The following is a 26,893-nucleotide window of genomic DNA, read 5'->3' as shown; positions in this document are numbered from 1 at the left end:
ACGCTTTAACCGACAGCCGAGATGCGTTTTGCGCCAAGGGTGAATTTGAAATGCAACGCAGGTTTCCGATAGGCACACAACCATCTTTACAGAAAATTCACTTTTCGCAGCCTTTGGCCTGCCCTACATGTCGGTCTTCAAAAAGAAAGCGGGGCAAATATGAGCCAGATGATGTTGGTGCGCCATGGGCAGGCGAACTCGAGTGCACGGGATGAAGAAAGCTATGATCGGCTGTCGGATCTTGGGCATCAACAGGCGGCTTGGCTCGGCGCCTATCTGCGCGACACGGGACAGCATTTCACGCGGGTCTATTGTGGCTCCATGCGGCGCCATCAGGAAACCGCGCAGGGCATGGGGGCTGAGCAATATGGATCGCTGCAGATCGACGCACGTCTTAACGAGTTCCCGTATTTTTCTTTGGCTCAGTCCTATGAGCGTCAAACCGGCGAACCGGTGCCTATGACACGCGAAGGCTTCGCGATGCAGTTGGAGCGCGTGCTCGCGGCATGGGCGGCAGACGAGCTAGAAGATATTGCCGAGCCTTTCGCGGATTTTGCCGCGCGGGTGGATGCGGTGATTCAGGATATAGCGAGCGGTGACGGCCCGGCTTTGGTTGTGACATCCGGTGGTTTGATAAGCACGGTATTGCGAACCACTTTGGCGTTGAACACCCCGGCTTGGGCACAGATGTGTCTGGCGATCCACAATACGTCGCTACACAATTGGCAGGCTTTCATGGGACGGCAATTGTTGACGCAATTCAATAGCGTCCCCCATCTAGACACACCAGAGAGACGCCACGCTTTAACGCATCTGTAAGGGTGGCTTAGGCCAGTTTGTCCGCAAAGTCGCGATGCACATATTTGCGACCGCAGTAAGGGCAGACCACATAGCCAACTTCGCGCGGGATCGTCAGATAGACGCGCGGATGGCCCAAGGCACCGTCTCCACCGTCACAAGCCACACGATAGCTGTCCACGATGATGGTTTCAGGCGCGTCAGTGGTCATCGTCTAGATCCTTTGGCTGGCTTTGATCGCTTGGGTCGTTTCGCGCGGACTATGGGGCAAGCGGGCAGCGCTCGCAAGAGCGCGATAAGCCCTGCCCTGCGGCTTTTGGTCAGACCTGTTGTTAGTCGGCAAACATATGTGGCGTTGCTGCGATATCGCGCGCTTGATCTTGCGAGACCGACAAGAACGCCTGCAGAGGGTCCAAGAAGTCGTCAAACTCGTCCTGTTCGCGGATGTAGTGGTAATTTTCAAATCGCGCATCGCGAATAGCGTCGCTTTCGTCATCGATCCCGCGTCGAATGGTTGGCAGGATGCGTTCAAACGTATCCTTCGGCGTGCTTTCGCCAGCCAGTCCGATGCGCGCGGCATGGCCTTTGAGGTAGTCATCGCTGTAGCTGCACTGAATTTCTAAAGCGCGCGTGGTCGATCGATCCGCGTAGAAGTCTTTGAGAAGCTCAAGCCCCTGAGGATCCATACAGATGATCATCCGGTTGGTTTGGAAATAATCAAACATCATCCGCAACAACGCGCGGCGATGGCGGTGACGTTTTGCAACCGTGCTTTGGATGCCGCCAAGATCGGGCAGCTCGGTGTCCTCTTCTTGGAACAGGAATTCCACAGCGGGCACATTGGTGACCTGTTTAATCTTGGCCAGAACGCGCTTTGCAACATGCCATTTCTTGCACACGACGATCATCAGCTCGCGGTCACGTCCCAGAGTCGTTTCGACCTCCCAGAAGCGGTTGCCATAGCGACGGCTGATCCGGCCACGTTCGGTGACGAATTTGAAAAGGCCTGGCCCCTCGTCCGAGATCTCAAATGACACGCCTTTGGCCGCATAGAGATCGCCAAGCCTTGCTTTCAGCTCGTCCGCCTCGGGGCTGATTTTGCGCGCAAACAGGAAGTTCTGATTGATCAGCATGTCGTAGTGGTCGTTGTAGAAAACCAGCGGCATGCCGTAATCAGTGAACATCAAAAACGTCAGCGTGCGGCTCTCGATTTCCTCAGCAGGCACTACAAGACGAATGAGAGTCTGAAAGAAGGTCTCGTCCGGGATCCAGGTGAATTTGAAAAACCGCACCAGATCGCGGCGTTCCCGCACCAGCTCCATCAGCTTTTCCATAGTCGGACGCCGCAAACACCACCATTGGCTGCCGATATGCACCTGAATATCCTTGGGAATTTCCCGAGATATGCCGAAACGCTTTTGCAGGTTGTAAAGTCGGTAGAACAGATCTTTGCGCCCACGCTCATTGACGAAATGGCGATAGATCAGACGGTCTTCTTTCATGCCTGTCTTGATCCAGTCGCTTTCGAAAAAGTCGTGGCTTTCGATGAAATCCGCGTCCTGTTCGGCCAGAAACTCTTGGATATATTCCGAGGTTTTGATCGGCATGCAATCGCCAGAAAGCATGTAGAAATGCGTGGCCTTCGGGAAGGCATCCAGCGCGGCACGCACCGCGCGCAGTGTGGCCTCGACCAGAGACCATTCCCCCCAACCACACTTCACGCGACGCTTCACCAAAACGACGTTTGGATTGTCTGCCAACTGAGATTGGATCTCGCGAAAGCCTGCCGGATCCGCGCTTTTGTCATAGTGGATGGAAATGCAATCACCAGTTGCGGTGAGACGCGTAGCCTGTTCCACAACAGCCGCAGGGTCTTTGTGACAAAGCAAAATAAATGCAATTTTTGCCATGGTAGAAACCCTTGCCCCGTGTGCCGCTCGATCATTATTCTTAACGCCCAGTATATCAAAACGAGCGATTTGCGAAATTTGTTTTTTACTCTTCCCGGATTTGCCCTAAAAATAATCACAAAATACTAAGAGAGGCCAAAGCAGATGGGATTTCCCGGCGTCTGGATGACGGAAAGTCAAAGCGTGGTGTACCGCGTTGTGCCGAAATGCGCCTGCTCGACCATCGGGCAGATCATGTATTATTCCGACAACGGCGACTACTTTGACGGCGATATCCACGATGCAACCGCAGGGATGCACAAGTGGGCGCTGGATGACAGCAAACCGCTGATCACAGATGCTGTGAAAGCTGGTGAAACCTATGCGTTTACCTGCGTGCGCAACCCCTATACTCGGATCCTCAGCTCGTTCTTTGACAAGATCTGCGGCATTCAGCGCAATGGACGGCGCTATCGCGGCAATATGGTGCCGATGCTGATCCAGAAATATGGGATCGATGTCGGCGGAGAGGACGGCACCGAGGAGTTTGACCAGATCAAGAGCTTCCGTCGTTTTTTGCTGTTTGCCCGCGACACCATTCGCTTTCGCCGCCCGATGGATCCCGACATTCACTGGTCAGCGACCTCGGGCCATGTCTCGACATTCATTCAGAATGGCGGGCGCTATAACAAGATCTTCTGGACCGAGAGCTTTAATGAAGGGATGCAGGATGTACTGGATCACATCGAGGTGCCCAATGCGATCAAGCTGAAAGATGTGCCGCGGTTTAACGAATCCGAGGGCCATGGCCCCAAACGCGCGCATCCTGTTGAGGATTACTTCGACGATCTCTCGATGCATCTAATGTACGAGATCTACAAACGCGACTTCAAACTCTTCAAATATGATTTCGAGAATCCGGCCAATAAGATGCCCATCGGGGAAATCGATTTGGATGAAGTCCACGCTAAGCTCGGCGACTAACGCCCAAATTTGGCCATAGGCCTAAAGGCTTTGTTAACTAGAATCGCGGTTTACTCGGTCTTGCGCATCGTCCAGGGGGTCGTGCGCATCACACAAAGTGTCTTGCTGGGGAACGGGTTCGACGGGGGCCGATACGTCCCCCAGCAAGAGCTTTTAGAGCAGGCCTTCCTTGCGGAACAAGGCCTTTAGATCCGCTTCGGGGCGCGCACCAAAGTGGCTGATGACTTCGGCAGCAGCGACACAGCCCATGCGGCCCGCTTTTGCCAAGGGCTGGCCGGTCGCATAGCCATATAGGAACCCGGCCGCGAACAGATCGCCAGCGCCTGTGGCATCCACGGGGACAATCGTGCGGACAGGTGCCGTCGCGGTCTCGCCGCCTTCGACCATGATCACGTCTTCGCCGGAACGTGTGCATACGATCAAACCAGTTTCCTGAGCCGCTTGATCCAGCGCTTCTTGGAGGTCGTCGGTCTGATAGAGCGACTTCCACTCGTGGTCATTGCCGATGACATAGTCCAGCTCTTTCACAAGGCGACGGAAGTCATCGCGGTGACGGTCTACGCAGAATGGGTCAGACAGGGAAATCCCAGCCTTGCCACCTCCTGTTTTGCAAAGCTCTGCAGCCCGTTCAAACGCCTGCTTGCCCTGTGGCTTGTCGTAAAGATAGCCCTCAAGGAACAGAAGCTTCGCGTTGCCAGCCACATCCTCGGACACGTCCTCTGGTCCGACCTCGGAGGAAATCCCCAGATAGGTGTTCATTGACCGCTCACCATCCGGCGAAACAAAAATCATAGAACGAGAGGTTGGCAATTCACCGCCCGCAACCGGCGCATTCGGGAAATCCGTGCCGCCTGCGACCATTTCGGCTTGGTAAAACTTGCCCAGGGCATCGTCATTCACGCGCCCGATAAAGGCAGTGGTCAGGCCCAGCGCCCCAAGGCCCGCGAGCGTATTCGCCACAGATCCACCCGGCGCCTGAACCCGGTTGGTCATCCCGCCATACAGCACTTCGCCGCGTTCTTTCTCGACCAGCTGCATAATGCCTTTTTGGATGCCCATGAGGTCCAGAAAGCTATCGTCACATTGGCTGATGACATCAACAATCGCATTACCGATGCCGACGACTTGATATTGGGTCATAGGTTTTTGTCCTCAAATAGGCAGAGATCTCGAATCAGGCAGGTGCCGCACAGGGGTTTACGCGCTTTGCAGGTGTAGCGTCCATGCAGGATCATCCAATGGTGCGCGTGTTGTTGGAAATCGGTCGGGATATGGTCCTCGATGGCGCGCTCCACGGCAACGACGTCCTTGCCAGGGCACACACCTGACCGATTGCCAAAGCGATAGATATGCGTATCCACCGCCTGCGCGGGGTATTGCCACCACATGTTCAAAACCACATTGGCGGTCTTGCGCCCCACGCCCGGCAGGCTTTCCAAAGCAGCGCGGGAATTGGGAACTTCGCCACCGTAATCGTCCACCAGAATACGGCTCAGCTTCATCACGTTCTTCGCTTTGTTGCGGTAAAGACCGATGGTTTTGATATGTTCAATCAGCCGCTCTTCGCCTAGGTCCAACATCTTTTGCGGCGTATCCGCGATGGGAAAGAGGTTCTTTGTCGCCTTGTTCACTCCAACGTCGGTCGCCTGCGCGGACAAGGCCACAGCGACCACCAATGTATAGGCATTGACGTGATCAAGCTCTCCTTTGGGCTCGGCTTCGGCGGCTTCAAATCGGGTAAAGATCTCGCGGATCGTGTGGTAATCAAGTTGCTTGGCCATGGGCTGGGTTTAGCCCGTCTGGCACCTGCGTCAAACCCTTCCTGAGAAAAACCGCAACAAACGGGTCGTTTGAGCAAGGCACGCGGCTTAAGTTACCCTAACGAAGAGCGCCCGAAGGAAGCGATGAGCACATGAGCGATATGGAACAAAGCTACCACTATGGCGTCATGCGCCGGGCGATCGAGATGATCGATCAGGGGCAGGACGCGCTTTCCCTCGAAGAGCTGGCGGCCGCGCAAGGCATGAGCCCCGCGCATTTCCAGCGTCAGTTTTCCAAATGGGCTGGGATTTCGCCAAAACGTTTTCAACAATATCTCACGCTCGGGCATGCGAAATCGCTTTTGCACGAGCGCTTCACCACATTGGACACCGCCCATTCGCTTGGCCTTTCGGGCACCGGGCGCCTGCACGATCTTTTCCTCAGATGGGAAGCCATGAGCCCCGGCGAATACGCCCAAAAAGGTGCGGGTCTTGTGATCTCATTTGGCTGGTTTGAAGGCCCCTTTGGCGAAACCCTTGTCATGGGGACATCTAAAGGCATTTGCGGCGTGGCTTTCGCCTCCGAAACCGGTCGAGACAACACATACGCCGATTTGACCTCCCGCTGGCCCAACGCTGAGTTTGTCGAAGATCCAGACATGCTGTCCCCCTGGATCGCCAATGTCTTTGGCACATCAAAAGGCGAAACACCGCTACTGCTCATCGGCACACCCTTGCAGATTAAGGTTTGGGAGGCTCTGATGCGCATCCCTTCGGGGCAAGTCACAACCTATTCCGAGATCGCGCATGCGGTCGGCTCGCCCAAAGCGGTGCGGGCTGTTGGAACGGCGATTGGGAAAAACCCGATCAGTTGGATCATCCCCTGCCACCGAGCGCTTCGGAAATCGGGCGGCCTTGGCGGCTATCACTGGGGCTTGCCGGTCAAACGCGCCATGCTGGCCTATGAGGCCGCGCAGTCTGAAAGCCTGGCTCAGGCATCTTAGACACAGCATTTTGAGCAAAGCCTTGCCGAATTCCCCCTTGTGAACCAAGGCGGGAAGCCTCAGACTCGCTTTAGCAGTAAACCCATCACGACTAAGCGAACCGAAAGGGGCATGAAGATGGCTCGAGCAAGACTTTCACTGGCATTGGCCGCTGGCGCAGCACTGACGCTCAGCGCTTGTACAGATCCTCAATACGCGGGCATTGAACGCGACAATACACGCCAGGGCGCGACCATCGGTGCGATCCTCGGCGGCGCTATCGGCGCGATCACCGCGGATGACAAAGTCGGCGGCACCGTGCGTGGCGCAGCGATTGGCGCGGGCATCGGCGCAATTGCAGGCGATATTCTGGACCGCCAAGAAGCAGACCTGCGTCGCGATCTGGACAATTCCGACGTCGATATCACCAACACGGGTGACCGCCTGATCGTGACGATGCCGAACAACATTCTTTTTGCCACCGACAGCTATACCGTACGCGCCGATTTGCAGCGCGACCTGCGGTCCGTCGCAAGCAACCTCTTGGCCTATCCGAACTCTACCATTCAGGTCATCGGCCACACCGACAACGAAGGGGATGCGACCTATAACCAGACTTTGTCTGAGCGTCGTGCAAACGCGGTCGCTGATGTCTTGATGGCCGAGGGCGTCCCATTCGGCCGGATCGACGCGATTGGCCGCGGAGAAAGCCAGCCGGTGACATCGAACCTCACACCAGAGGGCCGCGCGCAGAACCGCCGCGTTGAGATTGTGATCCTGCCGACAGCAGGCTAAGATCGGAACATTTCCAAACCCCGCGTAGAGGCGATCTGCGCGGGGTTTTTCTGTGCGTGATCAGCCTGACTCATGTGCGCAATCGCCAGTTGCCCCGCGGGTCTGTCGTTATACCTTAGCCTCAACGCACAGACTGGAGGCCATCATGGCAACTAAGATATTGGGCATCTCGGGTTCCCTTCGCAAAGACTCGGTCAACAGCAAGCTCATCCGTGAGGCCGCGCGCTTGTACGGCGAGTGTGAGTTTCTGGAAGCCGACCTCAATATCCCGCTCTACGACGGAGACCTTGAGGACGAGCACGGTCTGCCTGACGTGGTGGAGACACTGGTGTCTCAAATTGCGGACGCTGACGCGGTCATTATCTCGACGCCTGAATACAACGGCGGCATAACCGGCGTTCTGAAAAACGCGCTCGATTGGGTGAGCCGCGCAAAACCGTCCCCTTGGGCGGGTAAACCTGTGGCGGTCATGAGTGCTGCTGCTGGCCGCGCCGGAGGCGTGCGCGCGCAAACCATGCTGCGTACCTGTATGACACCTTTCAGCGTGCGCATCGCAGCAGCGCCGGAAGTCGGCATTGCCTCGGCGGGATCAGAATTTGACGATGAAGGTCGCTTGGTGTCAGAGCGATATCAGGCGTCGGTGGAACGCCTCATGCGGGCTTTGGAAGTCGAAATCAGAGGATAGTTTGAGTATTTTTGGCAAGATGAATAGGTCAGAGTGAGGCTTCAGGGCGGAAGCCTTCTGGAATCTCGTCGCGGTTTTCCAGGATCAGATCCGCCATTACCTCGCCTGCTTTTGGTGCCATACCAAAGCCGATTTTAAAGCCACCGTTGGCGATGAAGTCACCCGCGCGCGTGGGATGGTTCCCGAGCATGGGCGCTCGGCTTTTTGCACGCGGGCGCACGCCGGCCCAGCGCGCGAGGATAGGTGCATTTCTTAGAGCGGGCACTGCGGTTATCACGCGCTGATAGATCTCTTCCAACTGCGCGTCTGTTGCGTTTGGATCCTCAAAGTCACGCTCGGAGGTCGAGCCGATCGCAACTGTCCCATCCGCATGAGGGATCACATGCAGTGCATCGGCAAAGAGCTGAGGCAGATCCGCACGATCGAGCTCTAGCAAGATCGCTTGCCCTTTGACTCCATTGCCGATTGGGCGTTCGGTTTCCTCTGAAAGCTCGAGAAGCCCACGCCAGCCCGTTGCCCAGACGATATGGCCCTTGGGCGCACCATCCGGCGAGATCTCCACGCCTTTGGCCCTAAGTGCCGCAGCAAGAGCCTCGCAGGCCTGACGCGGGTGAATGCGGGCTGAGAGCGTGTCGAGAATGACAAAGTCTGTGGGGCTTAGGGGGCACCAATCTTCGAAATCGGCCGCAAGTTTGATCTCCCAAATGGCCTTGCCGCGCCAGAGTTCTGCCGCCCCTTGTTGGCGCTTGAGCGCCAGATCGTGAGCACGCTGATCGGCGATGGGTTGTAGACGTCCTGATCTTGCGTAGCCTGGGGACTGTCCACTCACCTCGGCGATGTCAGCCCAATAGTCCTCTGCCATGATAAGGCTTTGAAACTGGAACTCTTTCTTGTCGTTCCAATTCTCGGGCGTGTGAGGCGCCAGCGCGCCGACAATACCACCAGAGGAGCCAGCAGCGACGACGTTCGGATCGATCACTTGCACCTTGGCACCTAGTTTGACACAGGACCAGGCGACTGAAAGCCCAAAGATCCCAGCCCCATAGACCGTTACATCCACCATTGCCAAATCACCCCAAGCTGCGTCACAGTTGCGTGTCGGACCACGCGTCCCTCTCTTTAAGGCAATCCGCAATGAGCAACCAGAGTGCAGAGCTGATCTGGCGCGATGGCACGATCCCCGTGTCGACGCGGTTTGATGATCCCTATTTCAGTTTGGAAAACGGGTTGAATGAAACGCGCCATGTGTTTCTGGATGGCAATGATCTGCCCGCACGGTTTGTTGAGGGGTTTCATATTGCCGAGTTGGGTTTCGGCTCTGGCTTGAACCTCTTGGCGGTCTGGCAAGCGTGGGAAGCCTCGGGCATGGAGACACCGCTAAGCTTCACAAGCTTTGAAGCCTTTCCAATGAGCGCAACAGAGATGCGCCGCGCGCATGAGGCCTTTCCCGAGCTCGCGCCCTTTGCCGCGCGGCTCTCTGCAGCTTGGGAAAAGGATCCGACGCTTGCGACGCTCGATGGGATTGAGGCACGCGTGATCCTGGGTGATGCGCGCGAGACCTTGGCGCAGCAAGATTGGCAGGCGGATGCGTGGTTTTTAGACGGGTTTTCGCCTGCCAAGAATCCAGAACTTTGGGATGCGGACCTGATGCAAACTGTCGGGGATCACACAAAAACGGGCGGAACCTGCGCGACCTATACTGCGGCGGGTTTTGTGCGACGGGGGCTTGAAGATGCAGGCTTTGCCATCGAGCGCGTTCCGGGGTTCGGGCGTAAGCGGCATATGACCGTCGGCGTGAAAGGATAAACCATGGCGCAAGCGTCCAACCGTCTTGGTATCCTTCTCATGTGCTTGACGACCTTCGTCTTTGCCATGCAGGACGGGATTTCGCGGTTTCTGGCGGAAGAATACAACCTCTTTCTCGTGATCATGATCCGCTATTGGTTCTTTGCCGCCTTCGTTCTGGTGTTGGCTCAGCGCGCAGCGGGTATCCGCAAGATGGCCCGCACGAAGTTCCCCCTGATGCAGATCTTTCGCGGCGCGCTTTTGGCCGCCGAGATTATCGTGACCGTCTTGGCCTTTACCCTGCTCGGCCTCACCGAGACCCATGCGATCTTTGTCTGCTATCCTCTGATGATCGCCGCCCTGTCTGGTCCAATTCTGGGCGAAAAGGTCGGCTGGCGCAGATGGGCGGCGATTGGCGCGGGCCTCGTGGGCGTTCTCATCATTCTGCAACCCGGCGTGGGTGTATTCTCTCCACTTGCCACGGTGCCTTTGCTGGGGGCTGCCATGTTCGCGGTTTATGGATTGGCGACGCGGTATGTCGCGCGCGAAGACGATGCGATGACGAGCTTTTTCTATACAGGCGTTGTGGGCTGCGTCGTGATGACGGCGATTGGCGTGTTTCACTGGGAAGTCATGACGGGCACACATTTGATCTGGATGGCGATCCTCTGTTGCAGCGGTGTCTTTGGACATTGGCTGTTGATCAAGACCTATGAGGTGGCAGAGGCCAGCGCTGTGCAGCCTTTTGCCTATTTACAACTGCCCTTTGCGGCCTCACTCGGGATCCTCGCATTCGGGGAAACGCTGCGCATCAACGTCGCCGTAGGTGCGGCGATTGTCGTGGGCGCGGGGTTGTTTACCCTGTGGCGCGAACGGGTGTCGTCGGACTAATCCATGGACCCAATGATCCTCATAACAGTCGGTCTTGGCGCGTTTGTGGGTGGCTTTATCAGCGGCTTTGCGGGGTTTGGCTTTGCGCTTGTGGTGTCAGGCATCTGGTTCGCAGCGCTCCCGGCTTATCTGGTTCCGCCATTGGTCGTTCTCAGCGCCACCGCAGGGCAGCTGACGGGGCTTGCGAAACTGGCGAAACATATCTCCTGGCCCAAGGCCTGGCCGTTGATCTGGGCGGGTATTCTCGGCATTCCTATTGGCACAGCGCTCGTTGCCTACGGCGCGCCAGAGCGGGTCAAACTGATCGTGGGTGTTTTCCTGATCGCCTATACGCTTTGGCAATTCATGGCGCGGCGCTCGGTGCCGCAAATCCGCGTCTCAGGGCTGATCTGGGATCGCATCATTGGCTTTCTCGGTGGCATTCTCGGAGGGCTTGCTGGCCTGTCCGGAGCCCTGCCAGTCGTGTGGTATCAGATGCGAGGCCTGCCTCCCGCCGAACAACGCGCGCGCTATCAGCCCTACAACCTTGCGATCTTGGCGCTGTCTACGGTGTCGATGCTCGCCTTTGGGCAACTGACATCCGAGGTCCTGCGCCTGTCACTGGTCTCGATGCCGATTGTGATCCTCGGAGCCCTCGCAGGCGTCTGGATGTTTGGTCGCGTTACAGCCAAAGGGTTCAAACGCGCGGTGCTAACACTCTTGCTGCTCTCGGGGATCATGATCCTCGTTCAGTCGCTGGCTTAATTCGCCAAAGTGCTCCCACGGATTTCCTCAGAAAAAGGGATCGGCAGGGGATCCTTCCCCAATCGAGCGCGATAGATCGGCAAGCTTTCGGACACGCGCATCACATAGTTCCGCGTCTCTGTGAACGGGATATGTTCAATCCAGTCGATCATATCAGGACCGCCCGCGCGGCGAGGGTCACCGAGCCGCGCCATCCAGGCCTCGGGCCGACGTGGTCCCGCATTATAGCCCGCGGCCATCATAATCACATTCCCCTGAAATTCCTCGCTAAGCCCATCCAAATAGGCCGTCCCTAGGGTCACGTTATAGGCGGGATCGCTCAGCAGCTTGGACCGGGAATACCCCACGCCCAACGCTCCCGCGACGAGCTTTGCTGTACCTGGCAAGATCTGCATCAACCCATAGGCATTTGCGTGAGAGACAACTGAAGGATCAAACTCGCTTTCGCGGCGAGCGATGGCGAGGGCCAGCTCTTTTGGAACAGGAAGATCCGTGCGATTGGCCAGAGGGTGCAGCGGGTAATAGGGCGCGTGGATCTCTATGCCTTGGCTGGCGAAATACTTACCAAGCTTCACCGCGATATGAGGGTCATTCAATTCAATCGCCATCGCGCCCAACTGCGCCATTCCGAGGACATCCTGTGTTTCAGCCAGATGCAGCCAAAACCTTTCGGCAAGCGGGCCTTCGCCGGATGCCAAGAACATCATCGCCGCCTCGTGCACCGTCGAGCGCGCGAAGGCCGCACCACGCCAATTCGGGATATTAGATTGACCAGACAGGGATTGATCGACCGGCAGTCCCGCCTTTTCGGCCGCCAAAAGCCCATAGAATGTAGTTTGATAGGCTCCGCCTCCGGCATAGGCCCGTTGCGCCGCAGCTTGATCGCCCATGGCCTCATAGGCACGGCCAATCCAATACCCCGCGCGACCAAGGGAAATCGGGGTCTGCACGGCCTGTTCAAAGAAGACGAAATGCTGAAGCGCGAGCCAGTGTTCGTCGAGATACCTCAGGGCGATATACCCCGCGAGCCATTCAAGTTGTGCGAAGTCGCTGCCGTCAATCAACCCATGCTGCGCCGCTATTTTATAGGCCTGCGCAGCGCGACCTTCCCGCATTTCCGACCGCGCAAGCGCGAGACGCCGCTTGGCCCAGGCCTCGGGATTGCCCAAGGTTCTCGCCTCGCTCCGCGAAAGGATCAATGCGGCGGCTTCTGCGTCTCGGTCTTTGCGCATGCGCCACAGAAACCGTTCATAGGCCAACCCGGGATCATCGGTGAGGCTTGAGGGCACCGCGTTGATCAATACGTCCACGCCCGTACGGTCCTCGCGCAGCGCAAGCCGCGCGGCACCCAGCTTGCGCCAACCATCTGGTACAAGCTGATACATGCGCTGAGAATTTTCCCGCCAGCCATTCCAAAGCATCGCATCAAGGCGGTCCACATGACGGGATTTCAGGACGTCTCCATACCGCGCCAGATAGGCTGCATGTTCCTCGTCGCTCATGGCGCGCTCGAGCCAAGCTTGCGTGATCGTCGCATTGGCTTCGTCGCGTAAACCCCGCGACTTAAACGCATCAGCCAAAAGAAGCGCGCCTTCAGCGGTTTGCGCTCCGGTTTCGGCAAAGACCTGATAGATCGCATCGGCGGGCGCATCGGCAAAGTTCGGTTCCTGTTTACGACGCAACAAGGGCAACCCTGGCCAATCCCCATTACGGCGCAGGAAACTCTGTGCATCGCGCCACGTCCCTTCACCCGCGCGCAAACGGTGCCATTCGGCGATATCCTGGACCACGGGGCCATAGCTGCGAGATAGGCGCGCAGCTTCGCTCCAGTTTTGAGACTGGATGGCCCGCATCACGGGCGAAATATCCACCGCCTGCTGTGCCCAAGCTGCACTGCTGACGATGAAAACCAAAAATACTGCCCAAATCCGCTGCATCATCTCTTGCGTTTTCCACCTCGCTGCGGGTTATAGGACAAACATAGATGCGGATTGCTCATGGTCCAATGAGTAACTTGGCAACCTCGCCACTTCCGGCTAGGGTCCGCGCGAAATTCAACCTGGGTCGGCGACTTCCGGCCTGTCACTTGGGCGTCCTGCCCAGATCGCACAACAAAGGAGCGTGTTATGTTCAAAGGGTCTATGCCTGCACTCATCACGCCGTTCAAGAACGGCGAGCTGGATTTGGATACGCTCAAGAAGCTGGTCGAGTGGCATATCAGCGAAGGCTCTCATGGTTTGGTTCCGGTTGGGACAACGGGTGAAAGCCCGACTTTGACCCATGAAGAGCATGAGACCGTGATCGAAGAGGTCGTCAAAGTAGTGGCGGGTCGTATTCCTGTGATCGCGGGGGCCGGGTCCAACAACACCGTCGAAGCCGTGCGTTTCATGCAATTCGCCGAGAAAGCCGGCGCGGATGCGGGCCTCGTTGTGACGCCATACTACAACAAGCCGACGCAACGGGGCTTGCTGGCGCATTACCGCGAGCTGCATGACTGCTGCGATCTGCCGATCGTGATCTACAATATTCCAGGCCGCTCGATCATCGACATGACGCCTGAGACCATGGGTGAGCTTGCGAAACTGCCTCGGATTGTCGGCGTGAAAGACGCCACCGGAGACGTTGCCCGCGTGAGCGACCAACGCGAGACCTGCGGTGCGGACTTCATTCAACTCTCTGGCGAAGATGGCTCGGCGCTTGGCTTCAACGCACATGGTGGTGTGGGCTGTATCTCTGTGACGGCCAATGTCGCGCCACGTCTTTGTGCAGAGTTCCAAGAGGCCACTCTGGCTGGTGACTATGGCAAGGCGCTGGAACTTCAGGACCGCTTGATGCCTCTGCATCGTGCGATCTTTGTAGAGCCCGGTCTTGTTGGTGCAAAATACGGCATGTCTCAGCTGGGCCTGTGCTCGGATGAGGTGCGCTCTCCGCTGACAGGGTTGCTGGACAGCACCAAGGCGCAGATTGATGCGGCCATGCGTCATGCGGGGCTGATCAACTGATCTGATTTCTTTTTGCAAAAAACGCCCCGGCCATTGGTCGGGGCTTTTTGTTGGGCGGCTTGGATTTGAGTATTTTTGGCAAGATGAAACCGGCCGTGCAGTGCGGCGGGCACGCGGTGTTGCCAAGGGCGGACTGGTTGACCCGCCGCTAGAGCAAAGTCACCGCGAGGTACACGGCTCCGATACCAAGGCCCGCGCCGAGCACCATGCTGCCGGCTGCAATGGGCCAGATGCGACGGCGTGGTTCTGGTTCTTCGGAAATCTGTTTGATCAGTGCGGATTCGACGAGACCCGGTAGGCGCGGGCCGAAACGTGACAATACCTGCGCCGTTTTCCAAAGATCACGAGCAAGAGCCTTTGGCCCTACAGAGTCGCGGATGTAGTCTCCGACGACCGGTTTGGCGACGTCCCAGATGTTGACGCTTGGATCGAGCGAACGGGCGACGCCTTCGACGACAACCATGGTGCGTTGCAGAAGGATCAGCTCGGTGCGGGTTTCCATGCCGAAGCGTTCGGTGACTTCAAAGAGGTAGTTCAGCAGGCGCCCCATCGAAATCTGGGTGGCGTCCATGCCAAAGATCGGCTCGCCGACGGCACGCAGGGCGCGCGCGAATTCGTCGACGTCTTGATCGGCGGGCACGTAGCCTGCCTCGAAATGGACTTCGGCGACGCGTTTATAGTCGCGTTGGATGAAACCAAAGAGGATCTCGGCGTAGACCCGACGGGTGTATTCGTCGATGTGGCCCATGATGCCAAAGTCGTAGGCGATGATGTCGCCATTTGCCGCGACCTTGAGATTGCCTTGATGCATGTCTGCGTGGAAATAACCGTCGCGAAGCGCGTGGCTGAGGAAAAGCTGCAGCACGCGTGCACCAAGGGCGTGCAGGTCTTGTCCTGCAGCGCGCAGGGCGTCGTTGTCGCCCATGGCAGCGCCTTCGGCCCAGCTCATGGTCATAACACGGCGGGCGGAATGGTCCCATTTGATTGTGGGGACCTGGAAGCCTGAGTCATTCACGGTATTCGCCGCAAACTCGCTTGCCGATGCGCTTTCTAGGCGGAGGTCCAGTTCGCCGGTGACGACGCCGTCGAAATGTTCGATGACGTCGTGTGGGCGCAGACGCCGAGAGAACGGGGCGACAAATTCGATGAAATCTGCTGCGAAATAGAACGCGTCCACGTCTTTGCGGAAGGCCCGCTCGATGCCCGGGCGCAGCACTTTGACTGCAACGACCTCGCCGGTGTCGGCGAGTTTGGCTTTGTGAACCTGCGCGATCGAGGCCGCCGCAACGGGTTCTGAGAATTCAGAGAAAATCTCATCAGGCGCGACGCCGAGTTCTGATTCAATCGCTGCTTTGGCCTCAGCGACGGAAAACGGTGGCAGACGGTCCTGTAGAACGCGCAATTGCGTCGCCATTTCAGAGCCGACCACATCTGGACGCGTGCTAAGAACCTGACCGAATTTGATATAGGCCGGCCCCAAGGCGGTCAGAGCGCGCACGACAGGCGGCATATTGGGATCACCCTTGATGCCGATCCAGCGAAACGGCCAGACCAAGGTCCGCGCAAGAATGCGCAGTGGTTTAGGGGCCTCAAATGCTTCGAGCACCACGCCCATTGCGCCCGTGCGTTCGAGCGTTGCGCCTGTACGGATCAGACGCCAGATATTGTGAGGTCCGCGCACTTAGAGTTTCCAACCCGAATGCAGCGCCGCGATACCCATGGTCAGGTTGCGGTATTTCGCGTTCTCAAACCCGGCCTTGCGTAGCATGGCAAGGAAGGTGTCCTGATCCGGGAACTTGCGGATGCTCTCGACAAGGTATTGATAGCTGTCGCGGTCATTTGCGATGGCCTGCCCCATGCGCGGGATGACATTGAAAGAATACAAGTCATAGGCCTTTTGCATCATGTCGTTGGGGATCTGGCTGAACTCCAGGACCATCAGACGGCCACCGGGTTTCAACACGCGGTAGGCCTCATTCAAAGCCTCTTGAGGTCGGGTCACATTCCTGATGCCAAAGCTGATCGTGTAGACATCAAAGGTGTTGTCCTCAAACGGCAGCGCCATGGCATCGCCAACAACCCAGTCGAGCTGCTCAGCCATCTGATCCGCTTCGGCGCGTTTGCGGCCCTCTACCAGCATCGGTTCGGTCAAATCACAAACCGTGGCATGGCCCGACCCCGCGCGATCCAGAAAGCGGAACGAAATGTCCCCTGTGCCGCCCGCCACATCCAAGAGCTTTTGCCCCGGGCGTGGCGCGAGCCAATCCATCATCGCGTCTTTCCAGATGCGGTGGATGCCCATGCTCATGACGTCATTCATGATGTCATATTTTGAGGCAACAGACCCAAAAACGCCCTGCACACGCCCGGCCTTTTCGGCCTCTGGCACGGTTTCAAACCCGAAATGCGTGGTGGTTTGGTCAGCTTGGCTCATGTCGTGGCCCCTCAGAAATTCCCTGCCTTACATATAGAGCCAAAGCCGCGCTTACAATGCGATCTATTGGCTCGGTGGACGCGGGCTTTGCCTGTTCTATCTGAGCCGCTAATAAGAGCCAAAGAAGGAGCGGATCCCATGCCTGAATTGCCCGAAGTCGAAACCGTCCGCCGAGGGCTTGAACCCGCGATGACGGGGGCTGTGATTGCAAAAGCCTCGGTGAATCGCCCAGACCTGCGTTGGCCGTTCCCGGACAATATGGTGGGGCGGCTGACCGGGCAAAAGGTTCTGGGGCTAAGGCGTCGGTCGAAATACATTCTGATGGACTTGGCCAGCGGAGAGACTTTGCTTGTGCATCTGGGAATGTCAGGCCGCATGACAGTCTCCGGCGACCCGTTAGGACAATTCGTGCACAAACATCCGCAGGCAGAGAAACACGATCACGTGGTCTTTGACATGGACAATGGCGCGCGGGTCACCTTCAACGACCCACGCCGCTTTGGAGCGATGGATCTGCTGGAGACTGCAACAGGTGATGCCCACAAGCTGCTTTGCGATATTGGTCCTGAACCCTTGGGTAATGATTTCAATGAAGCCTACTTGGTCGACCAACTGAAATCGCGGAAAACACCGATAAAATCCGCGCTACTGGATCAGAAAATCGTTGCAGGGCTCGGCAATATCTATGTCTGCGAAGCACTCTACCGCGCAGGCATTTCTCCTAAACGCCACGTCAACAAAATTTCCGCGCCTCGGATCGCCGCTTTGGTGCCAATCATTCGTGAGGTGCTGTCAGAGGCCATCGAAGCGGGTGGCTCCAGCCTGCGTGATTTCCGCCAAGCCGATGGAGAACTTGGATATTTTCAGCATAGCTTTGATGTTTATGGGCGCGAAGGTGAGCCCTGTAAAACGCCTGATTGCGACAAGGTGATTCTGAGAATCACGCAGTCTGGACGCTCATCTTTCTATTGTGCGCAATGCCAAAGATAACTTGATCCCCCCTTCCGACATGGTAAGGAATCGAGCTTACTTGGAACAACAGAAAGCGGATCCATGGCTTTTGAGACGATCATCGTCGAAGTTGAAGACCACGTAGCTCTTATCAAACTGAATCGCCCTGATGCATTGAACGCTCTGAACAATGAGCTGCTGACGGAATTGCGCCAGGCTCTGGCGGAAGCGGATCAGAATGACAAAGTCCGCTGCATTGTGATCACCGGCTCGGAAAAGGCCTTTGCCGCCGGTGCCGACATTAAAGAGATGAGCGAGAAGACATTCGTTGAAATGTTCCTCTCTGACTATTTTGGCGACCACGGTGATGCGATCAATAAGGTCCGCAAGCCGATCATCGCGGCCGTCTCTGGTTACGCGCTGGGTGGTGGCTGCGAATTGGCGATGATGTGCGACTTCATCATTGCCTCTGATACCGCGAAATTTGGCCAGCCCGAGATCAATCTGGGCGTTATCGCGGGCCTGGGTGGCACACAGCGTCTGACGCGCTATGTCGGCAAGTCAAAATCCATGGACATGCATCTCACCGGACGCTTCATGGATGCTGACGAGGCCGAACGTTCGGGCCTCGTGTCTCGTGTTGTGCCGGGCAAGAAGCTGATGGACGAAGCGATGGGTGCGGCGCAGAAGATCGCCGAGAAATCCATGCTGAGTGCGATTGCCGCGAAAGAAGCCGTAAACCGCGCCTATGAGACCACCCTGACTGAAGGCCTGCTGTATGAGCGCCGCCTGTTCCATTCGCTCTTCGCGACGGAAGATCAGAAGGAAGGCATGGCCGCCTTTGCAGAAAAACGTCAGGCTCAGTTCCGCGACAAGTAAATTGTCCGAACCTGTTCTAGGCCGTCCGTTTCGGGCGGCCTTTTTCATGGGCACACGTCAGCGGTGCAATTTTTTTGAGCATCGAGATTCGATCGGAACGATTCGCTTTGCTGCAGGTGCAAAATCTTCGCTTGGATTTTTGCTATTCCATTCACCAGTAAAACTCTGTAAAGACCGCCGTCATACATGCGCGTGATGCCCGCTTAGGCAAGAATCGGACCCAGGAAACTGGGCAGACCCGTTGTCTTTGGTCTCACGCAGAATAGAGAAACGAACACGAAATAAAGGTCTGAGATTCATGGCAAACTCACCACAGTCCAAAAAGCGCGCACGTCAGAATGAACGCCGTGCTCTGGTCAACCAATCCCGTCGCTCCCGCATCCGCACCTTTCTGCGCAAAGTAGAGGAAGCGATTGCGTCCGGCGATCACGCCGCAGCCGCAGAAGCCCTTAAGGCAGCTCAACCAGAAGTAATGCGCGGTGTGAACAAAGGTATCTTCCACAAGAACACGGCATCCCGCAAAATCTCTCGTCTTGCGGCACGGGTCAAAGCTCTGGGCTAAACCCTTATCAAACAGTAAAAAAAGGCGCCTCCCCTATGTGGTTGGCGCCTTTTTTATGAAAATTTTATCTCACTGAGAGAGATTCTTTTCGACCATTTCATGAGTCAAGTTCGAAGATCAGTTGCGACTCTCATTCCGAAATTGCTAGCTTCATAAGTGCGATTCATATCGCCGCTTCGGGGGGCGGACAGCATTCGGGAAAACCGAATACCGACAACCAAGCTCAACCAAAGGTTGTAGTGCATCTTTCTGTGTGCAAACATGGTGATGTTCTTGAAGAATCTGGTTGAGGGCTTGCGTGTCCGATCCTTTTTTGAACGCACAAAGGTGCGCAAGAAACTTACGCTGTGAGGGTGGGGACTTTCACAGAATGGGACGTATTGTTTTTGCAAGGTGCTGACTGCTCGGCGCCCAGCCAAGGTGTGAGTGCGGAATTGGGTTGCGAAACTGGCAGGTTCGACTCTTTCGGGGTCGATTGAATTGGACGCGGAATCGGGGACAAATGACACTAGATCAACTGGGGGCTTTCCAACGTGAAATGTTGGAAACGGTCGGGCAAAATAACTACAAGGCGTGGATCGAACCGCTTGAGTTTGCTGATATTCAGGACGGCGTAGCAACGTTTAACGTTCCGACGAACTTTATCGGCAACTATGTGTCCCAGAACTTTGGCGACCTTCTTATTCACAAACTGACCTCTCTGGGCGAAACCGTTCAGCGCGTGCATTTCCGGGTCGCGAATTCCGCCGCAGCGCCACGGGTAACTTCTCCGTCCATCGAGACCGCAGCACCTATCTCAGAAACAGTGCGCCCTTCTTCGCAAACGCGCCTTGAAACCTCTAAGGCCGAGCTGCCGGGCGCCCCGCTTGATGCGCGCTTCACCTTTGACAGCTTTGTGGTTGGCAAACCGAACGAGCTGGCCAATGCCGCCGCCCGCCGTGTCGCTGAAGGTGGTCCTGTCAGCTTCAATCCGCTGTTCCTCTATGGCGGCGTGGGCCTTGGTAAGACCCACCTCATGCACGCGATTGCTTGGGAGCTGCAAAACCGTCGTCCGGACCTGAATGTCCTTTACCTATCTGCCGAACAATTCATGTATCGCTTTGTTCAGGCCCTGCGTGATCGCAAGATGATGGACTTCAAAGAGCTGTTCCGCTCGGTTGATGTTCTGATGGTCGACGATGTGCAGTTCATCGCGGGCAAGGACTCCACCCAAGAAGAATTCTTCCACACGTTCAATGCTTTGGTGGATCAGAACAAACAGATCATTATCTCTGCCGACCGTGCGCCTGGTGAGATCAAAGGCATGGAAGACCGCATTCGTTCGCGCCTGCAATGTGGCTTGGTGGTGGATTTGCATCCAACCGACTATGAGCTGCGTCTTGGCATCCTGCAAAGCAAGGTCGAGCAATACCGTAGCCAATACCCAGATTTGGTTCTTGCCGATGGCGTACTGGAATTCCTTGCGCATCGCATTTCGACCAACGTGCGCGTGCTTGAGGGTGCTCTGACCCGTCTGTTTGCATTTGCCTCCCTCGTAGGTCGCGAAATCACGATGGAATTGACGCAGGATTGTCTGTCCGACGTGCTGCGCGCATCCGAGCGCAAGATCAGCGTCGAAGAAATCCAGCGCCGTGTCGCCGAGCATTACAACATCCGTCTATCCGACATGATCGGTCCCAAACGTCTGCGCAACTTTGCGCGCCCGCGTCAGGTTGCCATGTTCCTGTGCAAACAGCTGACCAGCCGCTCCTTGCCAGAAATCGGGCGTCGTTTTGGCGGACGGGATCACACCACCGTCATGCACGGTGTGCGCCGTATCGAAGAGCTGCGCAGCTCGGACGGTCAAATCGCAGAAGATCTGGAACTTCTCCGCCGCGCCTTAGAAGCATAAAGGCGGGGCACTCCCCACCTTACAGCGGGCTTTTGGGCCCGCTTTTTCTTTGGGTGCTTGACGGCCCCTTAAATACAGCCGAAAAAACCAAAAAGAGCTTGAGCCTAAGGGTGAACAGGCTAGTCTGTCACCCCCGGCTACTTCGGAGGACGAAGGGATGAAAATCAGCATTGAACGTGGCACCCTGCTTAAGGCCGTGTCTCAGGCGCAATCGGTGGTCGAACGCCGCAACACCATCCCGATCCTGGCCAATGTGCTGATCGAAGCGGATGGCGCGAATGTGTCCTTCCGGGCAACCGACCTTGACATCGAAGTGGTCGACAAAGCGGCCGCGATGGTTGAACGCGCGGGTGCAACGACCGTTTCTGCAAGCACGCTGCATGAGATCGTTCGCAAGCTGCCGGATGGCGCGTTGGTGACTTTGTCTGACGACGGGACCGCTGGGCGGCTGACTGTCGAAGCGGGCCGGTCGAACTTCTCTTTGGCGACGCTGCCGAAAGAGGATTTCCCGGTCATGGCGACCTCGGAATATGCCTGCAACTTTACGGCAAAGGCGGCGAATCTGCGTCGCTTGTTTGATAAATCGAAGTTCGCGATTTCGACGGAAGAGACCCGTTATTATCTGAACGGCGTCTATATGCATGTGTCCGACGCGGATGGCGGTCAGGTGCTGCGCTGTGTGGCGACCGACGGTCACCGATTGGCGCGGATTGATTCCGATCTTCCGGATGGCGCGAGCGATATGCCGGGCGTGATTGTCCCGCGCAAAACGGTTGGCGAGCTGCGCAAGCTCTTGGACGACGATGATATGGATATCGCGGTCAGCGTCAGTGACACCAAAGTGCGCTTTGCAACGCCGGATATCACACTGACGTCCAAAGTGATTGACGGCACCTTCCCTGACTACACACGCGTTATTCCGGCGGGCAACACACGTCGTCTGGAAGTGGATGCCGCAGAATTCGCACAGGCCGTGGATCGTGTGGCCACCGTTTCGTCAGAGCGGTCTCGCGCGGTGAAACTGGCGCTCGATGAGGACCGTTTGGTTCTGTCGGTGAACGCGCCTGATTCCGGTGCCGCGGAAGAAGAGCTGGCGGTGGCCTATGGCGATGAGCGTCTGGAGATCGGCTTTAACGCGAAATACCTGCTGGAGATTGCCAGCCAAGTGGATCGCGAGAACGCTGTCTTTATGTTCAACTCCGCAGGCGATCCGACTTTGATGCGTGAAGGCAATGACACCACAGCTGTTTACGTCGTCATGCCGATGCGCGTGTGAGGCAGGGCGGAATTTTCCAGAAATTCCGCGCCGTTTTCTTTGAAAGAAAACGAGACCGGTCATGACACAGCTTGCGCTGACCCAGCTGAAACTCAGTCATTTTCGCAGCCATAAGGCCAGCGAAATAAGCTGTGACGCGCGCCCAGTCGCGATCTATGGGCCCAATGGCGCAGGTAAAACCAATATCCTAGAGGCCGTCTCGCTGTTCTCGCCCGGTCGGGGTATCCGCCGCGCCTCGGCGCAGGACATGACGCGCCGTCCCGAGGCTTTGGGATGGAAACTCAGCGGCATTCTGACGTCATCTGAAGGCACTCAGGAAATCGAGACCTGGTCCGAAAGCGGCGCGGCCCGTCAGGTTAAAATCAACGACAAAACGGCCCCACAGACTAAACTCGGCGCGCTGTGCCGTGTGATCTGGCTTATTCCCGCCATGGACCGTTTGTGGATCGAAGGCGCCGAAGGACGACGGCGGTTTTTGGACCGAACAGCTTTGTCCTTCTTTCCTGACCATGCCGAAGCGTCACTGACCTACGAAAAGACCATGCGGGAACGCAACCGGCTTTTGAAAGAACAGATTCGCGATGCACATTGGTATAAAGCGCTCGAGGATCAAATGGCGAAATGCGCGGCGCAGATACATGCCAACCGTCTGGCTACCCTCGCGCAACTCACTGAGGCGCAACGGAAAACCTCAACCGCTTTCCCAATCGCCGATCTGAATCTACAGCAAAGCGAAGGCGAGAGCCCGACCTCTGAGGATGCCTTTCGCGAAGCATTTGCGGAAAGCCGCAATCGTGATCTCATCGCCGGTCGGACCCTAGTTGGCCCGCACCGCTCCGACCTCTCCGCAACCTATATCGCCAAGGATGTTCCCGCATCAGACTGCTCGACAGGCGAGCAAAAGGCGCTCCTAATCTCTTTGATCCTCGCCAACGCCCGCGCCCTCGCTGACACACTTGGAACGCCGCCGATCTTACTCTTGGACGAAGTGGCTGCCCATCTGGACGCGGATAGGCGCGCTGCGTTGTATGATGAGCTTATTGACTTAAAGGCTCAGGCTTGGATGACCGGCACCGAAAACCACTTGTTTGATGCGCTAGGAGACCGGGCGCAGTACCTGACGGTGTCTGAGGACGCCGGAATTTCTCGACTCGGCGATTAGCGCAGGCGCGGGACTAAACCCGCGTCGTCATGAGTTGTAAGCCCTGCTATCACCGCCAGAAATTGTTCGCCGTGGCCACTGTATTGAAGTTCGTTGCCACAACCTGTGACACTCCCGTCAGGCTATCTGCATTGTTGGCATAGTCCGGGCGCATCCTTGTCCGCGCGGCGTCATCCGGTTGGGTTTTCTTGACTGCCATTCGAGACAGCTTAATGGCCAATTCATAGCCTTCTTCCGGTGTTTCAGTTTGTAGGCTCGGTAGCCAAGACATGGGGATCTCCTTCCTATCGCGCGCGATATAAAATTCGAAAACCTTGACCTTCTCCCACCGCAATGTCAAGAAATATATCGCAAGCGATATAAATGAGACCGCCATGTCGATAGTTGCCCTTCCCACCAAAGCCAAGGACATGTTCTGCCATGCTACCTATACGGCGGCCCACGCAATCAACCGAGCCTATGCGCCGCATCTGCAGGTGCTGGGTTTAACCTATCCACAGTACATTGCGCTTACCTTGCTGTGGGAGGAAGACGGACAAAAGGTCAACGATCTGGCGCGGCAATTGCATATGGAAACCAACACTGTAACGCCTCTGATCAAACGGCTGGAGGGTCATGGGCACGTCACCCGTCGTAAAGATGATAAAGATGGACGCGCAGTTGTGGTGTCCCTGACCGAGCAAGGCAAAAAGCTGCAGGCCTCGGCCAAAACCATCACCGCTTGCATGATCGAAGCAACCTCATTGAGCCACACAGAATTGACCCAATTGCACGGCCTTCTCATTCGGCTGCGCGACGGGCTAGAGGCGGTGCAGACTGGGAAATAGTGCGCCGCAGAATCACACGTCTGACCACGCCATTTCCCGCCCAAAAAAACACGTCAATTGCGTGACAGTCCCTGCCAAAACGGCTATAAATTGGGCAAGAAATAAGGGATCTCATCACATGAGCGACGACGCGCAGAACCCCGAGCAATATGGCGCGGATTCTATTAAGGTTCTCAAAGGCTTAGAGGCAGTTCGCAAACGCCCCGGCATGTATATCGGTGACACCGACGACGGCTCGGGTCTGCACCATATGGTCTATGAGGTCGTGGACAACGGCATCGACGAGGCTCTGGCTGGTCACGCCGACTATGTGACCGTGAAAATCCACGCCGACAGCTCGATTTCTGTCAGCGACAATGGGCGTGGTATTCCGGTGGATATCCACCCAGAAGAGGGCGTCTCGGCGGCCGAGGTCATCATGACCCAGCTGCATGCGGGCGGTAAATTCGACAGCAACTCTTATAAGGTTTCAGGCGGTCTGCACGGCGTGGGTGTGTCCGTTGTGAACGCCTTGTCGGATTGGCTGGAGTTGCGCGTCTGGCGTAACGGCAAAGAACACATCGCGCGCTTTGAGCGGGGTGAAACCGCGAAGCACCTCGAAGTCGTTGGCGAAGCCGGCGATCATACTGGTACCGAAGTGCGGTTCCTGGCCTCGACCGATACCTTCAGCAATCTGGAATATTCCTTTGAGACGCTGGAAAAACGCCTGCGCGAGCTGGCCTTCCTGAATTCCGGCGTCCGCATCATCCTTGAGGACGAGCGCCCTGCAGAACCTCTGAAAACCGAGCTCTTCTATGACGGCGGCGTCAAAGAGTTCGTCAAGTATCTCGACCGTTCCAAAACCGCCATGATGCCCGAGCCGATCTATGTGCGCGGCGAAAAGGATGACATCGGCGTCGAAGTCGCCATGTGGTGGAACGACAGCTACCATGAAAACGTGCTGCCCTTTACCAACAATATCCCTCAGCGGGATGGCGGCACCCATATCGCGGGCTTTCGCGGCGCGCTGACCCGAACCCTGACGAAATACGCGCAGGAAAGCGGGATCGCGAAGAAGGAAAAGATCAGCTTCACTGGTGATGACGCGCGCGAAGGCCTGACCTGCGTTCTTTCGGTGAAAGTGCCGGATCCCAAGTTCAGCTCTCAGACTAAGGACAAGCTCGTGTCCTCTGAAGTGCGTCCGGCCGTTGAAGGCCTGATGAACGAGAAGCTTACCGAATGGTTTGAAGAAAACCCGAATGAGGCCAAGTTGATCGTTTCCAAGATCATCGAGGCCGCTATGGCGCGGGAAGCCGCCCGTAAAGCGCGGGAACTTACTCGCCGCAAGACGGCGCTAGATGTGAACTTCCTTGCGGGCAAGCTCAAGGATTGTTCCGAGAAAGACCCTTCCAAGACCGAAGTCTTCTTGGTGGAGGGTGACTCGGCGGGTGGATCCGCCCAAACTGGCCGAGACAGGGGGACGCAGGCCGTGCTACCTCTGCGCGGGAAAATCCTGAACGTCGAACGCGCGCGGTTTGACCGTATGCTGTCGTCTCAGGAAATCGGCAACCTTGTGATGGCGCTTGGCACCGGTATCGGGCGCGACGAATTCGACGCCAGCAAGCTGCGCTACCACAAGATCGTCATAATGACCGATGCGGATGTTGACGGCGCCCACATTCGGACGCTCTTGCTGACCTTCTTTTATCGCCAGATGCCAGAGCTGATTGAACGCGGGCATCTCTATATTGCGCAGCCGCCGCTTTACAAAGTGAGCCGCGGCAAGTCAGAGGTCTACCTCAAGGACCAAGCCGCGCTGGATGATTATCTTGTCGAACAGGGTGTCGAAGGCGCGATCCTGAAGCTGGGATCGGGTGCGGATATGGTCGGTGCGGACCTTGCCCGCGTGGTCACTGAAGCGCGCCAGCTCAAGCGCGTTCTTGATGCTTTCCCAACCCATTACCCACGTCACATTCTGGAACAAGCCGCCATTGCAGGCGCTTTTGTGCCCGGCGCGGTAGACGCCGACCTTCAAGGCGTTGCTGATAAGGTCGCCAAACGACTGGACCAGATCGCTCTGGAATATGAACGCGGCTGGCAGGGTCGGATCACACAGGATCACGGCATTCGTCTGGCGCGTATCCTGCGTGGGGTTGAGGAAGTCCGCACGCTGGACGGCCCAATGCTGCGTTCTGGTGAAGCCCGTAAGACCGGCAGCTTTACCGAGAGCCTGCAAGAGGTGTACGGCGTCGCAGCCACTTTGGTCCGTAAAGACCGCACACAAGTCATTCACGGACCGCTGGATCTCTTGCAAGCGATCCTCACCGAAGGCGAGCGCGGCCTGACGCTGCAACGCTACAAGGGTTTGGGCGAAATGAACCCGGATCAGCTCTGGGAAACCACGTTGGATCCTGACGCGCGTACGCTGTTGCAGGTCAAGGTCGAGGATATGGCCGAGGCCGATGATCTCTTTACCAAGCTGATGGGCGATGTGGTGGAGCCGCGGCGCGAATTCATCCAGAAGAATGCGCTGAGTGTCGAGAACCTGGATTTCTAAATGATGATGGGCCCCGATCGGGGCCTTTCATAGTTTATGGGCGCTCGACAAAGTGCGCG

General features: G+C 56.8%; 26 protein-coding genes. 17 read left to right on the top strand and 9 right to left on the bottom strand.

The features are described 5' to 3' along the window. Window positions 1-159 precede the first annotated feature (159 nt). Window positions 160-819: a histidine phosphatase family protein gene (locus tag HZ995_RS07730; RefSeq protein WP_209358081.1), complete on the top strand. Its 660-nt coding sequence runs from the start codon at window positions 160-162 to the stop codon at window positions 817-819. Between the two features lie 7 nt (window positions 820-826). On the opposite strand, the gene HZ995_RS07725 is transcribed toward HZ995_RS07730, so the two are convergent. Together HZ995_RS07725 and HZ995_RS07720 are read right to left on the bottom strand one after the other, a co-directional pair. Continuing rightward, window positions 827-1,009 (bottom strand): zinc-finger domain-containing protein, encoded by a 183-nt coding sequence (locus HZ995_RS07725; RefSeq protein ID WP_209358080.1) that lies wholly within the window; start codon window positions 1,007-1,009, stop codon window positions 827-829. A 121-nt stretch (window positions 1,010-1,130) separates the two neighbouring features. Beyond that, entirely contained in the window at window positions 1,131-2,708 is a 1,578-nt protein-coding gene (locus tag HZ995_RS07720) for a DUF5928 domain-containing protein (protein ID WP_209358079.1), read from the bottom strand. Between the two features lie 144 nt (window positions 2,709-2,852). Here HZ995_RS07720 and HZ995_RS07715 point away from each other — a divergent pair, with 144 nt between their 5' ends. Continuing rightward, window positions 2,853-3,671, top strand: coding sequence for a sulfotransferase family protein (locus HZ995_RS07715; protein WP_209358078.1), 819 nt, complete (start codon window positions 2,853-2,855; stop codon window positions 3,669-3,671). 153 nt (window positions 3,672-3,824) lie between these two features. On the opposite strand, the gene HZ995_RS07710 is transcribed toward HZ995_RS07715, so the two are convergent. After that, window positions 3,825-4,811: an adenosine kinase gene (locus HZ995_RS07710; RefSeq protein ID WP_209358077.1), complete on the bottom strand. Its 987-nt coding sequence runs from the start codon at window positions 4,809-4,811 to the stop codon at window positions 3,825-3,827. Further along, entirely contained in the window at window positions 4,808-5,452 is a 645-nt protein-coding gene (gene nth, locus HZ995_RS07705; protein WP_209358076.1) for an endonuclease III, read from the bottom strand. The genes HZ995_RS07710 and nth overlap by 4 nt, the downstream gene beginning before the upstream one ends. A gap of 131 nt (window positions 5,453-5,583) precedes the next feature. Between nth and HZ995_RS07700 the strand changes: the two genes are divergently transcribed. The 3 genes from HZ995_RS07700 (at window position 5,584) to HZ995_RS07690 (ending at window position 7,894) form a co-directional block, all read left to right on the top strand. Next, window positions 5,584-6,435: a bifunctional helix-turn-helix domain-containing protein/methylated-DNA--[protein]-cysteine S-methyltransferase gene (locus HZ995_RS07700; protein WP_209358075.1), complete on the top strand. Its 852-nt coding sequence runs from the start codon at window positions 5,584-5,586 to the stop codon at window positions 6,433-6,435. 117 nt (window positions 6,436-6,552) lie between these two features. Beyond that, complete coding sequence (locus HZ995_RS07695; RefSeq protein WP_209358074.1) at window positions 6,553-7,209, top strand: OmpA family protein; 657 nt, start codon at window positions 6,553-6,555, stop codon at window positions 7,207-7,209. Window positions 7,210-7,354: 145 nt separating this feature from the next. Continuing rightward, window positions 7,355-7,894, top strand: coding sequence for an NADPH-dependent FMN reductase (locus HZ995_RS07690; protein WP_209358073.1), 540 nt, complete (start codon window positions 7,355-7,357; stop codon window positions 7,892-7,894). 28 nt (window positions 7,895-7,922) lie between these two features. On the opposite strand, the gene HZ995_RS07685 is transcribed toward HZ995_RS07690, so the two are convergent. Beyond that, entirely contained in the window at window positions 7,923-8,957 is a 1,035-nt protein-coding gene (locus HZ995_RS07685) for an NAD(P)/FAD-dependent oxidoreductase (RefSeq protein ID WP_209358072.1), read from the bottom strand. A gap of 71 nt (window positions 8,958-9,028) precedes the next feature. On the opposite strand from HZ995_RS07685, the gene mnmD reads away from it, so the two are divergent. Genes mnmD through HZ995_RS07670 form a run of 3 tightly spaced genes read left to right on the top strand, consistent with a single transcriptional unit; the run spans window position 9,029 to window position 11,314 of the window. After that, window positions 9,029-9,700 (top strand): tRNA (5-methylaminomethyl-2-thiouridine)(34)-methyltransferase MnmD, encoded by a 672-nt coding sequence (gene mnmD / locus HZ995_RS07680; protein ID WP_209358071.1) that lies wholly within the window; start codon window positions 9,029-9,031, stop codon window positions 9,698-9,700. 3 nt (window positions 9,701-9,703) lie between these two features. Next, complete coding sequence (locus HZ995_RS07675; RefSeq protein ID WP_209358070.1) at window positions 9,704-10,570, top strand: DMT family transporter; 867 nt, start codon at window positions 9,704-9,706, stop codon at window positions 10,568-10,570. Window positions 10,571-10,573: 3 nt separating this feature from the next. Beyond that, window positions 10,574-11,314, top strand: coding sequence for a sulfite exporter TauE/SafE family protein (locus HZ995_RS07670; protein WP_209358069.1), 741 nt, complete (start codon window positions 10,574-10,576; stop codon window positions 11,312-11,314). On the opposite strand, the gene HZ995_RS07665 is transcribed toward HZ995_RS07670, so the two are convergent. Then, window positions 11,311-13,254 carry a lytic transglycosylase domain-containing protein gene (locus tag HZ995_RS07665; protein WP_245168784.1) on the bottom strand — a complete coding sequence of 648 codons (1,944 nt, stop codon included), beginning with the start codon at window positions 13,252-13,254 and terminating at the stop codon, window positions 11,311-11,313. The two genes, HZ995_RS07670 and HZ995_RS07665, sit on opposite strands and share 4 nt — an antisense overlap. A 186-nt stretch (window positions 13,255-13,440) precedes the next feature. On the opposite strand from HZ995_RS07665, the gene dapA reads away from it, so the two are divergent. Continuing rightward, window positions 13,441-14,316: a 4-hydroxy-tetrahydrodipicolinate synthase gene (gene dapA, locus HZ995_RS07660; protein WP_209358068.1), complete on the top strand. Its 876-nt coding sequence runs from the start codon at window positions 13,441-13,443 to the stop codon at window positions 14,314-14,316. A 148-nt stretch (window positions 14,317-14,464) separates the two neighbouring features. Here the strand turns inward: dapA and ubiB are convergent, their stop codons facing one another. Together ubiB and ubiE are read right to left on the bottom strand one after the other, a co-directional pair. Next, window positions 14,465-15,997, bottom strand: a complete 1,533-nt coding sequence (ubiB, locus tag HZ995_RS07655; RefSeq protein ID WP_209358067.1) for a 2-polyprenylphenol 6-hydroxylase — start codon at window positions 15,995-15,997, stop codon at window positions 14,465-14,467. Then, window positions 15,998-16,750 (bottom strand): bifunctional demethylmenaquinone methyltransferase/2-methoxy-6-polyprenyl-1,4-benzoquinol methylase UbiE, encoded by a 753-nt coding sequence (ubiE, locus tag HZ995_RS07650; RefSeq protein ID WP_209358066.1) that lies wholly within the window; start codon window positions 16,748-16,750, stop codon window positions 15,998-16,000. It abuts the gene before it with no gap. A gap of 138 nt (window positions 16,751-16,888) precedes the next feature. Between ubiE and mutM the strand changes: the two genes are divergently transcribed. From mutM to recF, 6 genes are all read left to right on the top strand, one after another. Then, on the top strand, window positions 16,889-17,740 hold the full coding sequence (mutM, locus tag HZ995_RS07645) for a bifunctional DNA-formamidopyrimidine glycosylase/DNA-(apurinic or apyrimidinic site) lyase (RefSeq protein WP_209358065.1): 852 nt from the start codon (window positions 16,889-16,891) through the stop codon (window positions 17,738-17,740). 63 nt (window positions 17,741-17,803) lie between these two features. Further along, a complete protein-coding gene (locus HZ995_RS07640) occupies window positions 17,804-18,580 on the top strand; it encodes an enoyl-CoA hydratase (RefSeq protein WP_209358064.1) in 777 nt (258 codons plus the stop codon). A 298-nt stretch (window positions 18,581-18,878) separates the two neighbouring features. Beyond that, window positions 18,879-19,142 (top strand): 30S ribosomal protein S20, encoded by a 264-nt coding sequence (gene rpsT / locus HZ995_RS07635; protein WP_209358063.1) that lies wholly within the window; start codon window positions 18,879-18,881, stop codon window positions 19,140-19,142. Window positions 19,143-19,644: 502 nt separating this feature from the next. Continuing rightward, a complete protein-coding gene (dnaA, locus tag HZ995_RS07630; protein ID WP_209358062.1) occupies window positions 19,645-21,033 on the top strand; it encodes a chromosomal replication initiator protein DnaA in 1,389 nt (462 codons plus the stop codon). Between the two features lie 157 nt (window positions 21,034-21,190). Then, window positions 21,191-22,309, top strand: a complete 1,119-nt coding sequence (gene dnaN / locus HZ995_RS07625; protein WP_209358061.1) for a DNA polymerase III subunit beta — start codon at window positions 21,191-21,193, stop codon at window positions 22,307-22,309. Between the two features lie 61 nt (window positions 22,310-22,370). Further along, window positions 22,371-23,471 carry a DNA replication/repair protein RecF gene (gene recF, locus HZ995_RS07620; protein ID WP_209358060.1) on the top strand — a complete coding sequence of 367 codons (1,101 nt, stop codon included), beginning with the start codon at window positions 22,371-22,373 and terminating at the stop codon, window positions 23,469-23,471. 49 nt (window positions 23,472-23,520) lie between these two features. On the opposite strand, the gene HZ995_RS07615 is transcribed toward recF, so the two are convergent. Beyond that, window positions 23,521-23,742: a hexameric tyrosine-coordinated heme protein gene (locus HZ995_RS07615; protein ID WP_209358059.1), complete on the bottom strand. Its 222-nt coding sequence runs from the start codon at window positions 23,740-23,742 to the stop codon at window positions 23,521-23,523. Window positions 23,743-23,845: 103 nt separating this feature from the next. On the opposite strand from HZ995_RS07615, the gene HZ995_RS07610 reads away from it, so the two are divergent. Further along, entirely contained in the window at window positions 23,846-24,298 is a 453-nt protein-coding gene (locus HZ995_RS07610; protein ID WP_209358058.1) for a MarR family winged helix-turn-helix transcriptional regulator, read from the top strand. A 118-nt stretch (window positions 24,299-24,416) separates the two neighbouring features. After that, window positions 24,417-26,834, top strand: coding sequence for a DNA topoisomerase (ATP-hydrolyzing) subunit B (gene gyrB, locus HZ995_RS07605; protein ID WP_209358057.1), 2,418 nt, complete (start codon window positions 24,417-24,419; stop codon window positions 26,832-26,834). The last annotated feature ends 59 nt before the right edge of the window (window positions 26,835-26,893 follow it).

Source organism: Cognatishimia activa (genome assembly GCF_017798205.1).
Classification (GTDB): Bacteria; Pseudomonadota; Alphaproteobacteria; order Rhodobacterales; family Rhodobacteraceae; genus Cognatishimia; species Cognatishimia activa_A.
Note: the sequence above shows the minus strand (reverse complement) of the source record. Positions and strands in the feature narration are given on the sequence as shown.

Excerpts from the sequence above, each read along its gene's own strand:
- HZ995_RS07730 (WP_209358081.1), top strand. The coding sequence starts at position 160 with ATGAGCCAGATGATGTTGGTGCGCCATGGGCAGGCGAACTCGAGTGCA.
- HZ995_RS07725 (WP_209358080.1), bottom strand. The coding sequence starts at position 1,009 with ATGACCACTGACGCGCCTGAAACCATCATCGTGGACAGCTATCGTGTG.
- HZ995_RS07720 (WP_209358079.1), bottom strand. The coding sequence starts at position 2,708 with ATGGCAAAAATTGCATTTATTTTGCTTTGTCACAAAGACCCTGCGGCT.
- HZ995_RS07715 (WP_209358078.1), top strand. The coding sequence starts at position 2,853 with ATGGGATTTCCCGGCGTCTGGATGACGGAAAGTCAAAGCGTGGTGTAC.
- HZ995_RS07710 (WP_209358077.1), bottom strand. The coding sequence starts at position 4,811 with ATGACCCAATATCAAGTCGTCGGCATCGGTAATGCGATTGTTGATGTC.
- nth (WP_209358076.1), bottom strand. The coding sequence starts at position 5,452 with ATGGCCAAGCAACTTGATTACCACACGATCCGCGAGATCTTTACCCGA.
- HZ995_RS07700 (WP_209358075.1), top strand. The coding sequence starts at position 5,584 with ATGAGCGATATGGAACAAAGCTACCACTATGGCGTCATGCGCCGGGCG.
- HZ995_RS07695 (WP_209358074.1), top strand. The coding sequence starts at position 6,553 with ATGGCTCGAGCAAGACTTTCACTGGCATTGGCCGCTGGCGCAGCACTG.
- HZ995_RS07690 (WP_209358073.1), top strand. The coding sequence starts at position 7,355 with ATGGCAACTAAGATATTGGGCATCTCGGGTTCCCTTCGCAAAGACTCG.
- HZ995_RS07685 (WP_209358072.1), bottom strand. The coding sequence starts at position 8,957 with ATGGTGGATGTAACGGTCTATGGGGCTGGGATCTTTGGGCTTTCAGTC.
- mnmD (WP_209358071.1), top strand. The coding sequence starts at position 9,029 with ATGAGCAACCAGAGTGCAGAGCTGATCTGGCGCGATGGCACGATCCCC.
- HZ995_RS07675 (WP_209358070.1), top strand. The coding sequence starts at position 9,704 with ATGGCGCAAGCGTCCAACCGTCTTGGTATCCTTCTCATGTGCTTGACG.
- HZ995_RS07670 (WP_209358069.1), top strand. The coding sequence starts at position 10,574 with ATGGACCCAATGATCCTCATAACAGTCGGTCTTGGCGCGTTTGTGGGT.
- HZ995_RS07665 (WP_245168784.1), bottom strand. The coding sequence starts at position 13,254 with ATGATGCAGCGGATTTGGGCAGTATTTTTGGTTTTCATCGTCAGCAGT.
- dapA (WP_209358068.1), top strand. The coding sequence starts at position 13,441 with ATGTTCAAAGGGTCTATGCCTGCACTCATCACGCCGTTCAAGAACGGC.
- ubiE (WP_209358066.1), bottom strand. The coding sequence starts at position 16,750 with ATGAGCCAAGCTGACCAAACCACCACGCATTTCGGGTTTGAAACCGTG.
- mutM (WP_209358065.1), top strand. The coding sequence starts at position 16,889 with ATGCCTGAATTGCCCGAAGTCGAAACCGTCCGCCGAGGGCTTGAACCC.
- HZ995_RS07640 (WP_209358064.1), top strand. The coding sequence starts at position 17,804 with ATGGCTTTTGAGACGATCATCGTCGAAGTTGAAGACCACGTAGCTCTT.
- rpsT (WP_209358063.1), top strand. The coding sequence starts at position 18,879 with ATGGCAAACTCACCACAGTCCAAAAAGCGCGCACGTCAGAATGAACGC.
- dnaA (WP_209358062.1), top strand. The coding sequence starts at position 19,645 with ATGACACTAGATCAACTGGGGGCTTTCCAACGTGAAATGTTGGAAACG.
- dnaN (WP_209358061.1), top strand. The coding sequence starts at position 21,191 with ATGAAAATCAGCATTGAACGTGGCACCCTGCTTAAGGCCGTGTCTCAG.
- recF (WP_209358060.1), top strand. The coding sequence starts at position 22,371 with ATGACACAGCTTGCGCTGACCCAGCTGAAACTCAGTCATTTTCGCAGC.
- HZ995_RS07615 (WP_209358059.1), bottom strand. The coding sequence starts at position 23,742 with ATGTCTTGGCTACCGAGCCTACAAACTGAAACACCGGAAGAAGGCTAT.
- HZ995_RS07610 (WP_209358058.1), top strand. The coding sequence starts at position 23,846 with ATGTCGATAGTTGCCCTTCCCACCAAAGCCAAGGACATGTTCTGCCAT.
- gyrB (WP_209358057.1), top strand. The coding sequence starts at position 24,417 with ATGAGCGACGACGCGCAGAACCCCGAGCAATATGGCGCGGATTCTATT.